Origin of the sequence: Saccharomonospora piscinae (genome assembly GCF_005862235.1) — a bacterium.
Taxonomy (GTDB): domain Bacteria; phylum Actinomycetota; class Actinomycetes; order Mycobacteriales; family Pseudonocardiaceae; genus Saccharomonospora; species Saccharomonospora piscinae.
Genome location: NZ_VCEK01000003.1, coordinates 893,083 through 908,023, shown reverse-complemented (window position 1 = coordinate 908,023; position 14,941 = coordinate 893,083). Strand labels below are relative to the sequence as shown.

The window sequence follows — 14,941 nt, the reverse complement described above, 5'->3', positions numbered from 1 at the left end:
TGAGCGTGTCCCGTGCCCGCCGACCCCGCACGACGATCACGTCGCGGGCACGGGACCGGCGTGCGCGCTACCCGGCCGCCGACACGGCCACCGTGACCGAGGCCCCGTCACCGACCGCGCCCGCGAAGCCCTCCGCCACCGCGGTGTAGCTCACCGACCGGGCGAGGGTCTCGGCGGACACGAACGGCTCGTGTTCCCGCGCGGCCGCCACCACGTCCTCGGGAGCGTCCACGGTCAGGGCGATCCGGTCGGAGACCGCCAACCCCGCGTCCCTGCGCGCCTGCTGCACCACGCGGACCAGGTCCCGGGCCAGCCCCTCGCGAGCGAGGTCGTCGGTCACGTCCGTGTCGAGCAGCACGAGGCCACTGCCACCGGGCAGCTCGGCGGCCGCGCCGGAGTCCCGGGCCACGAGGCGTCGTTCGTACTCGCCCTCCCGCAGCTCGATCCCCGCCGCCACCACGGCACCCGCCGGGGTGGTCGACCACTCCCCCGACTTCACCGCCTTGATCACCTGCTGGACGTCGCGGCCCAGCCTCGGGCCCGCCGCCCGCGCGTTCACCGCGACCTCGACCGTGCCGTAGGAGGCCACGTCGGTGGTGAACTCCACCGACTTGACGTTCACCTCGTCCCGGATCACGTCGGCGAAGGGCCGCAGTGTCTCGACGTCCTCCGCCGCCACGATCAGCCGGGCCAGCGGTAGCCGGACCCGCAGCTTGTTCGCCTTCCGCAACGACAGCGCCGACGAGCACACCTGGCGCACCCGGTCCATCGCGGTGACCAGCGCCGGGTCGGCAGGCAGCTCGTCGACCAGCGGCCAGTCACCCAGGTGTACCGAACTGCCACCGGTCAGCCCGCGCCACACGACCTCGGTGGTGAGCGGCAACAGGGGCGCCACCGTGCGGCACGCCACCTCCAGCACCGTGTGCAGCGTGTCCACCGCGTCGCGCTCGCCCTGCCAGAAGCGGTCCCGCGAGCGGCGCACGTACCAGTTCGTCAGCACCTCGAGGAAGTCCCGCACCCGCGTACACGCGCCCGCGATGTCGTAGTCGTCGAGCGCGCTGCCCACATCGGTGACCAGCTCGTGCGTCTTCGCGAGCAGGTACCGGTCGAGCACGTGGCGCGAGTCGGTGCGCACCGTTCCCGAGCTGCCCTCGGCGTTCGCGTACAGCGCGAGGAAGTAGTACGAGTTCCACAACGGCAGCACCGCCTGCCGTACGGCGTCGCGGATGCCCCGGTCGGTGACGACGAGGTTGCCGCCGCGCAGGATGGGACTCGACATCAGGTACCAGCGCATCGCGTCGGAGCCGTCGCGGTCGAACACCTCGGTGACGTCCGGGTAGTTGCGCAGCGACTTGGACATCTTCTGCCCGTCGGACCCGAGCACGATGCCGTGCGAGACACAGGTACGGAACGCCGGCCGGTCGAACAGCGCGGTCGCCAGCACGTGCAGCGTGTAGAACCAGCCCCGTGTCTGCCCGATGTACTCGACGATGAAGTCACCCGGGTAGTGGTGCTCGAACCACTCGGAGTTCTCGAACGGGTAATGCACCTGCGCGTACGGCATCGACCCGGAGTCGAACCACACGTCCAGCACGTCCGGAACCCGCCGCATCGTCGCGGTGCCCGTCGGGTCGTCGGGGTTCGGGCGGGTCAGCGCGTCGATGTGGGGCCGGTGCAGGTCGGTGGGCCGCACCCCGAAGTCGCGCTCCAGCTCGTCGAGCGAGCCGTACACGTCCACCCTCGGGTGGTTCGGGTCGTCCGAGACCCACACCGGGATCGGCGTGCCCCAGTAGCGGTTCCGCGAGATCGACCAGTCGCGCGCGTTCTCCAGCCACTTGCCGAACTGGCCGTCCTTCACGTGCTCCGGGTACCAGGTGATCTGCTGGTTCAGCTCCACCATGCGGTCCTTGAACTTCGTGACCGCCACGAACCACGACGACACCGCGCGGTAGATCAACGGATTACGGCAGCGCCAGCAGTGCGGATAGGAGTGTTCGTAGGTCTCGTGCCGCAGCAGCAGCGCCCCTTGCCTGCCCGCCGATCCGGTGCCGTTCTTCAGATCCCGGATGATGTCGGCGTTGGCCTCGAAGACGTTGCGGCCTTCGTAGTCGGCGACCTGCGCGTCGAAGCGGCCCTTCGAGTCCACGGGCGTCACCGGCGTGATGCCGGCCGCGTCGGTGACGGCCTTGTCCTCCTCACCGTAGGCGGGTGCGATGTGGACGATCCCCGTGCCGTCGTCGGTGGTCACGTAGTCCGCGGCGAGCACCCGGTGCGCGTTCTCCCTGCCCACGAAGTACGGGAACGGCGGCGCGTACCGCATTCCGAGCAGGTCCTCGCCCCGGTAACGGGCGATGATCTCGGGCTCCTCACCCAGCTCCCGCGCGTACGCGGCCACCCTCGCACTCGCGAGCACGAACCGCCTGCCGTCGTCGGTGCGCACCTGGACGTAGTCGACGTCCGGGTTGACGGCCGTGGCGAGATTCGACGGAACCGTCCAGGGTGTCGTAGTCCAGATCAGCAGGTACGCCCCGTCGAGCGCGGCCAGTTCCCCCGTGTTGCCCTCGACGTGGTAACCGATGGTGACGGCCGGGTCCTGCCTGCTCTGGTAGACGTCGTCGTCCATTCGGAGCTCGTGATTGGACAGTGGGGTCTCGTCCCGCCAGCAGTACGGCAGCACCTTGTAGCCCTCGTACACCAGACCGGAGTCCCACAGGCGCTTGAAGGCCCAGATCACCGATTCCATGTAGGTGGCATCAAGCGTCTTGTAGTCGTTGTCGAAGTCCACCCAGCGGGCCTGGCGCGTGACGTAGTCCTGCCACTCGGCGGTGTAGCGCAGCACGGACTCGCGGCACGCCTCGTTGAACTCCGCGATGCCCATCTCGTCGATCTGCGACTTGTCGGTGATGCCGAGCTGGCGCTCCGCCTCGAGTTCGGCGGGCAGACCGTGGGTGTCCCAGCCGAACCGGCGTTCCACCCGCCTGCCGCGCATGGTCTGGTAGCGCGGCACGATGTCCTTGACGTAACCGGTGAGCAGGTGGCCGTAGTGCGGCAGGCCGTTCGCGAACGGCGGCCCGTCGTAGAAGACGTACTCGTTCCCGCCGTTCGTTCCCGCCTCACGGGCCGCCACGCTGGCGGCGAAGGTCCGGTCGCTTTCCCAGTAGGCCAGCACGTCCCGCTCCAGTGCGGGAAACGACGGCTGGGCGGCGACCTGGTCTGCGGGCTGGTCGCCGAAGGATGCCTTCGGATACATCGGTGGTGCGCTCCTCGCGGTCGTCGTCCTCGCCGGCGGCCTTTCGGCCTGCTCGGGGACGACACGACGCCGGTCGGCGCGCGTACCGCGGTACCACCCCGGTTGCCCGCGCGACGGCGCGGACCTCTCGTTGGCCGGCGGTGACGGGCCGGTCCCGGCCGGGTCTACTGAGGCGGGCGGACCTCTCGGACCGCGCTCGCCCGTTCTTCCGGCGGCTCCCCGGTGATGGCCGGATCGATGCCTGTGCTCCCCAGATTAACCGGTGACCCGGCGAGCGCGGTGAGCAGCCCACCCGCGGGCAGGGTGAGCACGGTGTCGGTCAGGCCGTGCTGCGCCGCCGGAGCCTGCGCCGGTGCGCGGCGGTCAGCGCCGCGTCCGGTCCGCACAGCCCGCACGGGCTGAAGCCCAGGTCGCGTGCTTCCTTCGCCGAGAGGGGGATCGTGGCCCTCGGCCCGAGCCAGCCACAGTCGGCGAGGTGATACCGGGGGTACTCGTCGACCACCAGCACCTCCGCGTCGAGGGTGGCCACGAGCAGTGCGTCGTCGGCCCTCGTGTCCTCCTCAGGAGGATCGACGTCGGCACCGGCGAGTTCACCCGACGACGCCAGCAGTGCCGTGCGAGGCGCCGTGTCGGTCAGGCTGTCCACGCCTTCCCGCGCCCGCGGTTCCCGCTCGGCCACACCGCCGGCCGCGACGAGCGTCGGCCGGAACGGCTCCGGCTCCGGCTCCGCGTCGGCAGGCTCGACGGCCGCCACGGGCTCCTGCGCACGGGACGGCTCCGGCTCGGTGGCGTCACCCGCTTCCGCGGCACCGGCGCCATCGGCGGTCTCGGCGATCTCTGTACTGCCGGTACCAGTCGCGGCGGGTTGGGGACGGGCCTGCACGCGGCCCGCGGGCCTGTCCCGACGCACCCGGTCGACGACCAGCAACGCCCCGGCGAGACCCGACACACCGATCGACACCCAGGCCCACAGCGAACTCGCCGTGACGAGCGCGGCGGCCACTAGCCCGAGGGCCGTCAGCACCAGCAGGAGGACGATGTAAAGCACGGTGAATTACAACACAACCGCCACGTCACGGCGGGAGTGACCCGCCGCCGCGACGTCGTCGCGGAGGACGGCTCCGCCGGCCTCAGCCGGCCTCGGCACGCGGCCCGAACGAGTAGCCCTGCCCGCTGCCGCTGCCGCTGCTACCACTGCCGCTCGTCGACCCGGAACCCGACGACGACGCCGAGGCGGGCGCGGCCGAACCACGGTCGTCCAGTTCGCGCAGCTGCGACTCCAGAAAGCCACGGAGCCTGGTGCGGTACTCCCGCTCTATCGTCCGCAGCTCCTCGATCTTCTTGTTGAGAGCCGTCTTCTCGGTGTTGAGGTTGTTCAGCGTCTCGGTGTACTTGCGCTGCGCCTCGCGATCCATGTTGGTCGCCTTCTCGCGCGCCTGCCGCTCCAGCGTCTCGGCTCTGGTGCGGGCCTCGTTGAGCATGGTCTCGGCGCGAGTGCGCGCCTCGTTGACCATCGAGTCGGCCTTCGACCGCGCGTCGGAGAGCAACTGTTCCGACTTGGTCCTCGCCTCGGCGAGCATGCTGTCGGACTCGGTCTTCGCCTCCGCCGTGAGCCGGTCGGCCATCTCCTGTGCGAGACCGAGCACCTTCGCGGCCTGCACGTTCGGCTCGCCGCCGTCGGCCATCAACCCGGTGGCCTGCGTCTGCTCCATCGCGGAGGCGGGCGGCGGCACCGGCGCGAGCCTGCGCGAGGGCGCCTCGTCCCGCGCACCGTGCTGCGACTGCGACGACTTCGCGGATTCCAACTCGCTACGAGTTGATTCCAACTCGGCATCGAGCTGTTCGACCTGCTGCCGCAGCTCGTTATTGTCCTCAATCAACCGGGCAAGTTCGGTCTCCACAAGGTCGAGGAACGCGTCCACCTCGTCCTCGTTGTAGCCCCGCTTGCCGATCGGAGGCTTGCTGAACGCGACGTTATGCACGTCAGCAGGAGTCAACGACATCAGATCACCTCACGCACTCCATGGCCTGCCGTTCCGCCCGGGTTCCCCGCTACCCGGGATACGCCAGTTGCATCAGTATGAACACAACCAACAGCAGCACCATAATCGATAGGTCCAGTCCCACGCCGCCGATCCTCACGATCGGAATAATCCGTCGCACAAGCCGGACCGGCGGGTCAGTCACCGTGTAGATCGTCTCGAGTGTCACCGCGACGCCTCCCGCGGGACGCCAGTCACGCGCGAAGGAGCGCACGAGCTCCACCACGATACGCGCCGTGAGCAGCAGCCAGAAGGCGAAGAGCAGCCAGTACAGAATCATGCGGACAGCGACCACGGCACCACTCTGCCACACGTCGTTCCCGACATCAGTGGCGGAGGAACAACCCGCCCTCGGCAATCCTCCTTCGGTCCTCCGCCGTCACATCGACGTCCGGCGGTGAGAGTAAGAACACCTTGTTCGTGACCTTGTCCATGGAGCCCCGCAGCGCGAAGGCGAGACCGGCCGCGAAGTCGACGAGCCGCTTGGCGTCGGCGTTCTCCATCTCGGTCAGGTTCATGATCACAGGGGCGCCGTCGCGGTACGCCTCACCGATCTCCCGCGCCTCCGCGTAGCTTGTCGGGTGCAGCGTGATGATGCGGCTCAGCGGGTCCCGCGCCGCCGCGCCCGGCGCCTCGGGCGCCGCACCGGGCGTGGTCATCGGCCGCACGCGCGCCACCGGTTCCGGCTGCCGGTCGATGGCGAGTGATCCGTGGACCGCAGGCTCTCCGCGGGACGCGGACCGGCGGGTGCGAGGCGGGGGCGACGCGGGCGACGGGGGTGACGGGGGTGATTCCGCCTCCTCGAACTCGTCCATGACCCGGTAGCGGGGACGGGACCGGCGCGGCTGCGTGTCCTTGTACCCCGGCTCGTCGTACGAGCCGTAGTCGTCGCCCTGGTAGTCGCGCCGATAGTCCTCGTCGAAGTCGTACTCGTCTTCGGCAGGGACCATCCCGAAGTAGGCCTTCAGCTTCTGTAGCGCGCTCATGCCTCTCCCTCGCCCTCCGCGGTGGTCTCGTGCGGTCCGCCGACTCCCGGACCTCGGACGCCGCTGTGGGTGGACCTTGCTGAGGGGGAGGCTAGACCGCGACCGCCGAGCAGTGCGGTTCCGACACGCACACACGTGGACCCGTACGCGATCGCCTGATCCAGGTCACCACTCATGCCCGCGGACATCTCGGTGGCCGCGGGATGGGCCGACCGCAGCCGTTCGGCAGCGGCGGCGAGGCGCGCGAAGGCGGGCTCCGGATCCGCTCCGAGCGGAGCGACGGCCATTACGCCCCGCAACCGGAGGTGCTCACCCCGGTGCGCGATGGCGTCGGCGAGCGTCACCACTTCGTCCAGCGGGCAGCCGCCGCGCGACGGATCGTCGTCGAGGCTGGCCTGGATGAGCACGTCGAGCGGCCGATCCCGCTCGCCCGCGTCCAGCGCCGCCCCGGCCGCCTTGGACAGCGCGTCGGCCAGCCGGAGGGAGTCCACCGACTGCACCTCCGCCGCCCAGCGAGCCACCGAGCGAGCCTTGTTGCGCTGCAGGCGCCCCACCATGTGCCAACGGGGGGCTGCGCCTGGGCGGACGCGCGCCACCTCGCGGACCTTCTCCGCCGCCTCCTGGTCGCGGTTCTCGGCGAGTTCGGTCACACCGAGGTCGGTGAGCAGTGCGGCGTCGCTCGCCGGGAAGGTCTTGGTCACGGCGAGCAGCCTGACCTCGGCCGGGGAGCGGCCCGCGCGAGCGCACGCACGCTCGATGCGGTCGGTGACCTCGCGCAGGGCTCCGGCCAGTTCGGTCCTTCGCGGATCGTTCACTGTTCCAGCCACGTGACCGCCGCGATCCTGCCCGTCGGGGCCTTCCTGCGATGGCTGAACAGCGTTTCGTCCTCCACCGTGCACCGGGGATCGACTCCGATCTTGCCGACACCGAGGTCACCGAGCTGCCGCCACAGTCCCGCTCGCAGGTCGAGCGCGGGAGTGCCGTTTCTGCTCCGGCACGCGCTGCCGGGCAGGTGTGCCTCCACGTCGTCGGCCATGGCGCGCGGAACCTCGTAGCACTGCCCGCAAACGGCCGGGCCGAGCAGCACCTCGACGCGAGCGCGACGCGCCCCGAGCGATTCCATGGTCTCCAGAGCCGCGGGAAGCACCCCGACCCTGGCGCCCACCCGGCCCGCGTGGACCGCGGCCACCACACCGGCTTCGCTGTCCCCGAGCAGGATCGGCACACAGTCGGCCACGAGCGCGACCAGGGCGAGACCGGGCCGGTCGGTGACCAGTGCGTCCGTGGCCTCGGCGGGCGCCCGCTCGGTGCCGTCGACGACGGTGACCGTGCGCCCGTGGACCTGCTCCATCCAGCTCAGCTGGTCGGGGGCGAGGCCGAGCTCCCGCGCGAGCCTGCTGCGGTTGGCGGCCACGTCGGCCGGATCGTCGCCCACGTGGTCGCCCAGGTTGAACGAGTCGAACGGTGGCGCGGACCGCCCTCCCGCTCTGGTGGTCACGACCCGGCGAATGCGCACAACGCTCAACCCCTTCGGCACCTCGTGCTGGTGTGCCTGTGCGAGCTTAGACGGCTCAGCGGCGCATGAAGGGCGGCACGTCCACGTCGTCGTCGGTCGGGTCGTCGCCTGCCGGGTAGGTGCCGCCCGGCAGGTTTCCCTGCGTCCGCTGCGAACTCGGCGAGGGCGCCGACGAGGCCGACGGCGGAACGGAGTAGCCACGCGGCGTCCCGGGTCCGGGAGGAAGCGAGCCGGAGTGACCGCCCTGCCCCGCCGGCGGTGGCGAACGCCGCGCCACGGGGGGCGTCGGATTACCCGCGTCGTCGTGTCCCGGCCTGCCACCGGCGTCGCGCGGGTCTCCGCCGACGGGTGCGGCGGCGCCCGGTCCGCCCGAGCCGCCGTTGCCGCGCTGGCCCTCGGCCTCCGCAGCCCGGGCGGTGAACGTGCCGGGATCCAGCTTCTTGTGGGTGGGCGCCCCGGCGTCGAAGCCCGCCGCGATCACCGTGACCCTGACCTCGTCGCCGAGCGAGTCGTCGATGATCGTTCCGAAGATGATGTTCGCTTCGGGGTGCGCCGACTCCTGTACCAGCGACGCGGCCTCGTTGATCTCGAAGAGTCCGAGGTCGGAGCCTCCGGCGATCGACAGCAGCGCACCGTGTGCGCCGTCCATCGACGCCTCCAGCAGGGGCGAGTTGATCGCCTTCTCGGCCGCCTGCACCGCGCGTCCCTCACCTCGCGCCGAGCCGATGCCCATGAGCGCGCTGCCCGCACCGGACATCACGCTCTTCACGTCGGCGAAGTCCAGGTTGATCAGACCCGGCGTCGTGATGAGGTCGGTGATGCCCTGAACACCGGAGAGCAGCACCTCGTCGGCCGAACGGAACGCGTCCATGAGTGACACGCCGATGTCGCCGAGCTGGAGCAGCCGGTCGTTCGGAATGACGATCAGAGTGTCGCACTCGTTGCGCAGGGACTGTATTCCGTCCTCGGCCTGCCGGGCACGGCGCTTGCCCTCGAAGGAGAACGGCCGCGTGACCACACCGATCGTGAGCGCGCCGAGCTTGCGCGCGATCTGCGCGACCACCGGGGCTCCCCCGGTGCCGGTGCCACCGCCCTCACCGGCGGTGACGAAGACCATGTCGGCACCCTTGAGTACCTCTTCGATCTCCTCGCGATGGTCCTCGGCGGCCTTCTGTCCGACCTCGGGGGACGCGCCCGCGCCGAGGCCGCGCGTGAGCTCGCGGCCGATGTCCAGCTTGACGTCCGCATCGGACATCAACAGGGCCTGCGCATCGGTGTTCACCGCGATGAACTCCACGCCCTTCAGGCCGACCTCGATCATGCGGTTCACGGCGTTCACACCGCCGCCGCCGATTCCGACGACCTTGATCACCGCGAGGTAATTGTGCGGGGGCGTCATCGGGTTGCCTTCCTGATCGTGGTGGTGCTGTCGTGCGTCGGCGCTGGCTCGTCGACGAGTGCGGGGCCGTCCGGCCGAACCCTCAACCTGAGGTAGAGGTTCAGAGTTATGTCAACTACCAACGTTGCTGACGGACGGTAGGCACACTCCAGCCCGGAATCCAGCAGCCACGCGGCGTGTCGCGAACGTGTTTCGCCACAACGTGTTTGGTCGTGGCCACGTACTTCCTCCGAACGGGTTCACTCACCGGTCCTGCCGTCGAGCAGCTCCCGGAGTACGTCCAGATGGCCCGCGTGCCGGCCGGTCTCCTCGATCAGGTGAGTCAGGACCCAGCGCGCGGTCACCGCCCCGGAACGGAACGGCACCTCGTGTTCGAGAGCGCGATCCGCCACGATCTCCCTGCTGCGCGCGCATTGGCGCTCGTAGTCGTCGAGCAGTCGCGCCAGCGGAACGCCCTGCGCCGCACGGAACTCCGCGTCCGGATCGTCGGTGAACGCCTCCCGCCACGGGTCGGCCTCACCCGCCAGCACCACCGAGAACCAGAAGCTCTCGACGTAGGTCAGGTGGCCCACCAGACCCGCCACGGTCGTCAGCTCACTCGGCAGCAGCGCCCGCCGGGCCTGCTCGTCGCTCAGGCCCTCGGACTTCCAGCGGATCGTCGCCCTGAGGTAGTCGAGAAACCCGGTGAGCGTCTCGCGTTCCGAGCCCGTCCACGGCGGTTCAGGCCGCGTGTCGTCGTTCGTCACGGCGACACTCTGCCAGGTCGTGATCACGACACGGTGGGCAGCTCAGGGCTGGACACGTCGAACACCGTGCCGTCCTGCCCCAGCAGCACGCCGAGCACCCTCGCCTTGTAGCCGTTCTGCTCCGCGTCGCCCCACCGGACGGTGCGATCGCCGGTCAGTTCGAACTCGACACTGCCCGCCGTGGTGGCCGCGACCGCCACGACCTGCTCGGCCAGCTCCGCGGGCAGCGACGCCAGCGCGCCGGTGGCGGCCGTGGTCTCGTCGTCGGCGGGCCCCGGATCGAGTACCTCCAGCCGGGGCAGGCCCTCCGGCGCCGCCTCGACCCGCTGGAAGAGGACTCCGGCGGAATCGACGAGCCGGATGCCGTCCCCGCCGTCGTGGTAGGCGACCGCGCGACGCTCCGTCACGGTGACGGTGACGGTCGACGGCCACGAGCGCGACACGTCCACACCCGCCACGCCGGGCAACGCGGCGACCCGCGCCGCGATCGCGTCGGTGTCGAGCCGCAGCATGGGATGATCCAGCGGCACGTCGGCGGCGGCCCGCACCCGTTGTTCCCCGACCGCGCGGGCACCGGTCACCTCGACAGTGCTCACCCCGAGCAGGGGCGTGAACCACACCAGGTACGCCAGTGTGATGACGGTGAGCACGCTGAGCGCGGCGATGCGCCGTCGCTGCACCACCTGCTGCCGCGACGGCGCGCGGCGACGACGCGAGGCCGATCCGCGCGGCCTCGGTCTCGCCCGCTCCCTCGTCGGCGCTCGCGTCGTGGCCACGGCGGGGCCGTCCTCACCGGTCCCGGCGGTCCAGCTCGACGAGCAGCTCGGGCCCGAGCTGGGTGACGTCACCCGCGCCCATCGTCACGACGAGGTCCCCGGGCTTCGCGAGCTGCGACACGAGCGTGACCGCGCGGTCGAACGCGGGTTCGTAGTGTGCTCCGGCACCACTGATCCGCGAGGCGACCAGCTCGCCGGTGACCCCCGGCTCCGGCTCCTCCCTCGCGCCGTAGACGTCGAGGACCACGACCTCGTCGGCCAGCCCCAGCGCCTCGGCGAATTCCGTGGCGAACGCCTTCGTCCGGGAGTACAGGTGCGGCTGGAACACCACCACGACCCGGCCGGGACCCGCCGTCTGCCGCACCGCCCTCAACTGCGCCGCGACTTCCGTGGGGTGGTGGGCGTAGTCGTCGTAGACCCGCACGTCACCCGCCCGGCCCTTGAACTCGAAGCGCCGCCGCACGCCACCGAAGGCCGCGAGCCCGTCGATCAGATCGGTGCTCTCGGCTCCGAGTTCGAGGCCCGCCAGCAGTGCGGCAACGGCGTTGAACGCCATGTGCTCGCCCGGCACGGACACCCGGACACGCAGTTCCGCACCGCCGAGACCGACCCGGACCGTGCCGCCGTCCTCACCGGGGACGTAGTCGAGCACCCTGGCGTCCGCGTCGCCGGTGGCGGCACGGCCGTAGCGGCGCACCCGGACACCCTGCCGCTCGGCACGCGCCGCCAGCTCCGCCGCGGGGCCGTCGTCGGCACAGACGATCAGCACCCCGTCCGGCCGGACGCGCGCGAGGAAGTCGGAGAACACGGCGTTGTAGGCATCCGCGGAACCGTGGTGGTCCAGGTGGTCGGGCTCGATGTTGGTGATCACCGCGACCGACGGCGAGTACGACAGGAAGGACCCGTCGCTCTCGTCCGCCTCCGCCACGAAGATCCCGCCACCGCCGTGGTGGGCGTTGGCGCCCGACTCGTTGAGGTCGCCGCCGATGGCGAACGACGGGTCGAGCCGGCAGTGCTGCAACGCGACCGTGAGCATCGACGTGGTGGACGTCTTGCCGTGGGTTCCGGCGATACAGGCGACCCGGTGGCCTTCCATCAGCGCAGCCAGCGCCTCGGCCCGGTGCAGGACGGTGATCCCACGCTCGCGGGCGGCGAGCAGTTCGGGATTGGACTCCTTGATCGCCGTCGACACGACGACCGCCGACGGCGCGTCACCGTCCGAACCCAGGTTCTCCGCCCGTTGTCCCACCTCGATGCGGGCGCCCTGCGCCCGCAGGGTGAGAAACGCGCGCGAATCCTTCGCATCGGAGCCGGACACCCGTGCTCCCCTGGCGAGCAGGATGCGCGCGATTCCGCTCATCCCCGCACCGCCGATCCCGATCAGATGCGCGCTGCGCAACACGGCGGGCAGTTCCCGCGACCCGAGTGTCATGGCACCCAGCCTTCCCCCTCGATGACCACCCTGCTCAACGACCCCTCCGTTCGGCCTGGTCCAGCACCATCCCGGCGAGAACCTCGTCGGCCTCCCGATGCCCCAGCCCGACGGCGGCGGCGCTCATCCGCGACAACCGCTCGGGGTCGGTCACCAGAGGTACCACGAGTTCGGCGACCTTGTCGCTCGTCAACTCCTCATCGGGCACCAACAGCGCGGCGGCGGCCTCCACCGCGGGGCCCGCGTTGAGTGCCTGTTCGCCGTTGCCGTGCGGCAGCGGGACGAACACGGCGGGCAGGCCCACCGCCGACACCTCGGCGACCGTCATCGCACCCGATCGGCACACCACCAGGTCGGCGGCCGCGTACGCCAAGTCCATCCGCTCCAGGTACGGCACGGGCACGTACGGCGGCCTGCCGGGGAACTCCTGCACCACGAGCGTGTTCTTGGGGCCGTGGGCGTGCAGCACCGACACACCCGCCTCGGCGAACCGGCCCGCCGCCTGCGAGACGGCGGTGTTGATCGACCGCGCACCCTGGGAGCCACCGAAGACGAGCACGGTCGGTGCGTCGGGGTCGAGTCCGAAGTGCCGCCGCGCCTCGGCACGCAGGGCCGCCCTGTCCAGCTTCGTGATCGACTGCCGCAGCGGGATGCCGACCACCTCCGCTCCGGGCAGTGCCGTCCCCGCCGCCGCGGCGACGACCTTCGCGGCGAAGCGGGCACCGACCTTGTTCGCCAGGCCCGCGTGCAGGTTCGCCTCGTGGACCACGATCGGCACCCGGCCGCGGGCGGCGAGGTACGCGGGCAGCGACACGTAGCCGCCGAAGCCGACGACGACATCGGCGCCGACCCGATCGAGGACCTCCCTGGTACGCCGGACCGAGTTCAGCACCTTGCCCGGCAGCCGCAGCAGGTCCACGGTCGGCTTGCGCGGCATCGGCACGGGAGGCACGAGTTCCAGGGGATAGCCGCGGGCGGGTACGAGCTGGTTCTCCAGCCCGCGCTCCGTGCCCAGCGCCACGACCCTGGCACCGGGCCGCAGGCGGAGCACCGCGTCGGCCAGTGCCATCGCCGGTTCGATGTGCCCCGCCGTGCCGCCGCCCGCGACAACGACGGTCGGTGTCGCCACGGCCGGTTCGGGCGCGGGGTTCGAGTCCTTCGAATCCTTCACCGTGTCGCCCACCTGCGACTGTCCACGCGACGCCTCCGCGTCGCCGGGCCTTGCCTCGGTCACGTCCGTCCTTCTCCAGAGTCGTTCCCCGTACCGCACCCGCGGCGGCACGCTCACCTCACCCGGACGCGCGGCGGGACCGGCTCACCGGCGACCTCGCCGCGCTGCCGTCGTCCGCCTCGTCGTCGTACGCGGCGTTGTGCGCCGACCGTACTCCGGTGCGCCGCGCCTGCGTTCGCCTGCCACGGCGCGGCCAGCCCGCTCCGCGCGTGGCGCCGGACGCCCGGCCCTGCCGACGCCCGTGCGGGTTCCGCCGCGACGCCGCGCGGGCGGCCGGTACGGCTTCGGCGCGGGCAGTCGCATCAGGCGTCCGAACTTACCCGGCCCCTGGGTGCGCAGTGCCGCCACCGCCACCGGTTCGTGCCGCGCGCAGTTGGCCAGCAAACCGAACAGCGCCATGGTCACGACCAGCGACGTTCCCCCGTACGAGATCATCGGCAGTGTCACTCCGGTGACCGGGAGCAGTCCCACGACGTATCCGATGTTCACTGCGGCCTGTGACACGACCCACGTCGTCAGCGTGCCGGCCACGATTCGAATCCAGGGATCGAGGTTGCGGATCGCGATGCGCAGTCCGATGAAGCAGAGCAGACCGAAGAGGCCCAACACCACGAGGCACCCGACGAGGCCCAGTTCCTCGCCGATGAGCGCGAAGATGAAGTCGTGCTGCACGTTGGGCAGGTACATCCATTTGGACTGCCCCTGGCCCAGACCCTTGCCGAGCAGTCCCCCGTCGGCGAGGGCGTACAGCGCCTGGTTCGCCTGCATTCCCGTGCCCAGCGGATCGGCGTCGGGGTTGAGGAACGACGTCACACGTTCGAGCCGGTAGGGCTCCACCAGCGCGAGCACGACCGCACCGATCACCGCACCGGCGATGATCATCGCGAACAGCCGTTTCGGCGCTCCGGCGAACCACAGCAGCGCCAGGAGCACCACAGCGAGGGTGATGGTGCCACCGAGGTCGGGCTGCGCCATCACCAGCGCGAACATCACCAGCGCGGCGGGAACCACGGGCACCAGCAAGTGGCGCCACTGGTGCAGCACCTCGTACTTCACCACGAGGATGTGCGCCCCCCACAGCGCCAGCGCCACCTTCGCGAGTTCCACGGGCTGCAACGACAGCGGCCCCACCACGAACCAGCCCTGCGAGCCGTTCCGGTGGGCACCCAGCGGCGTCAGCACGAGAGCGAGCATGCCCAGCGACAGGACCATCGCCGTGGCCGACAACGTGCGGACCCTGGCGAGGGGTACGCGAACGCACAGCCAGAACGCGACCGCACCGACGGCGATGAACACCAGGTGCCGCTGGAACAGCGCGTAGACACTGCTGCCGCCGTCCGGGTCGAACGACGCCACCGACGAGGCCGAGAGCACCATGACGATGCCCAGCGCTCCGAGCGTGCCGCACAGCGCGAGGATCAGGTGAAAGTCCGCGAGCGGGCGCGACAGCCACGCGGTGAGCGCGGTGCGGGTCACCACAGGGCGGCGTTGCGACCGGGCTCGGGGCCGCCGATCCGGAGTACGCCCCCCGATCCGGCGACGCCAGTCGACCGGGTCGTCGCC

At 70.9% G+C, this 14,941-nt stretch carries 13 protein-coding genes; all 13 read right to left on the bottom strand.

Annotated features, from left to right (window positions below; translation table 11 throughout):
* Nucleotides 1-67: 67 nt before the first annotated feature.
* On the bottom strand, nucleotides 68-3,250 hold the full coding sequence (ileS, locus tag FFT09_RS15415) for an isoleucine--tRNA ligase (RefSeq protein WP_138383081.1): 3,183 nt from the start codon (nucleotides 3,248-3,250) through the stop codon (nucleotides 68-70).
* Nucleotides 3,251-3,569: 319 nt separating this feature from the next.
* Complete coding sequence (locus tag FFT09_RS15410) at nucleotides 3,570-4,298, bottom strand: hypothetical protein (RefSeq protein WP_138383080.1); 729 nt, start codon at nucleotides 4,296-4,298, stop codon at nucleotides 3,570-3,572.
* A gap of 82 nt (nucleotides 4,299-4,380) precedes the next feature.
* Nucleotides 4,381-5,253 carry a DivIVA-like cell division protein Wag31 gene (gene wag31 / locus FFT09_RS15405; protein ID WP_138383079.1) on the bottom strand — a complete coding sequence of 291 codons (873 nt, stop codon included), beginning with the start codon at nucleotides 5,251-5,253 and terminating at the stop codon, nucleotides 4,381-4,383.
* Nucleotides 5,254-5,302: 49 nt separating this feature from the next.
* A complete protein-coding gene (locus FFT09_RS15400) occupies nucleotides 5,303-5,572 on the bottom strand; it encodes a YggT family protein (RefSeq protein ID WP_037335691.1) in 270 nt (89 codons plus the stop codon).
* A 46-nt stretch (nucleotides 5,573-5,618) separates the two neighbouring features.
* Nucleotides 5,619-6,278, bottom strand: coding sequence for a cell division protein SepF (locus FFT09_RS15395; protein WP_138383078.1), 660 nt, complete (start codon nucleotides 6,276-6,278; stop codon nucleotides 5,619-5,621).
* On the bottom strand, nucleotides 6,275-7,093 hold the full coding sequence (locus FFT09_RS15390; RefSeq protein WP_081191198.1) for a YggS family pyridoxal phosphate-dependent enzyme: 819 nt from the start codon (nucleotides 7,091-7,093) through the stop codon (nucleotides 6,275-6,277). Before FFT09_RS15390 ends, FFT09_RS15395 begins: the two co-directional genes overlap by 4 nt.
* On the bottom strand, nucleotides 7,090-7,794 hold the full coding sequence (gene pgeF / locus FFT09_RS15385; protein WP_081191199.1) for a peptidoglycan editing factor PgeF: 705 nt from the start codon (nucleotides 7,792-7,794) through the stop codon (nucleotides 7,090-7,092). The genes FFT09_RS15390 and pgeF overlap by 4 nt, the downstream gene beginning before the upstream one ends.
* Before the next feature lie 55 nt (nucleotides 7,795-7,849).
* On the bottom strand, nucleotides 7,850-9,193 hold the full coding sequence (gene ftsZ, locus FFT09_RS15380; RefSeq protein ID WP_081191200.1) for a cell division protein FtsZ: 1,344 nt from the start codon (nucleotides 9,191-9,193) through the stop codon (nucleotides 7,850-7,852).
* Nucleotides 9,194-9,432: 239 nt separating this feature from the next.
* The gene (locus FFT09_RS15375) at nucleotides 9,433-9,939 is read right to left on the bottom strand and encodes a DinB family protein (protein WP_138383077.1); all 507 of its coding nucleotides are present in this window, start codon (nucleotides 9,937-9,939) and stop codon (nucleotides 9,433-9,435) included.
* Nucleotides 9,940-9,962: 23 nt separating this feature from the next.
* Complete coding sequence (locus FFT09_RS15370; protein WP_244231374.1) at nucleotides 9,963-10,787, bottom strand: cell division protein FtsQ/DivIB; 825 nt, start codon at nucleotides 10,785-10,787, stop codon at nucleotides 9,963-9,965.
* Nucleotides 10,729-12,147, bottom strand: a complete 1,419-nt coding sequence (murC, locus tag FFT09_RS15365; protein WP_081191201.1) for a UDP-N-acetylmuramate--L-alanine ligase — start codon at nucleotides 12,145-12,147, stop codon at nucleotides 10,729-10,731. The genes FFT09_RS15370 and murC overlap by 59 nt, the downstream gene beginning before the upstream one ends.
* 34 nt (nucleotides 12,148-12,181) lie before the next feature.
* The gene (murG, locus tag FFT09_RS15360; protein WP_275528145.1) at nucleotides 12,182-13,318 is read right to left on the bottom strand and encodes an undecaprenyldiphospho-muramoylpentapeptide beta-N-acetylglucosaminyltransferase; all 1,137 of its coding nucleotides are present in this window, start codon (nucleotides 13,316-13,318) and stop codon (nucleotides 12,182-12,184) included.
* Between the two features lie 144 nt (nucleotides 13,319-13,462).
* Nucleotides 13,463-14,911 carry a putative lipid II flippase FtsW gene (gene ftsW, locus FFT09_RS15355; RefSeq protein ID WP_051473448.1) on the bottom strand — a complete coding sequence of 483 codons (1,449 nt, stop codon included), beginning with the start codon at nucleotides 14,909-14,911 and terminating at the stop codon, nucleotides 13,463-13,465.
* Nucleotides 14,912-14,941: the final 30 nt, after the last annotated feature.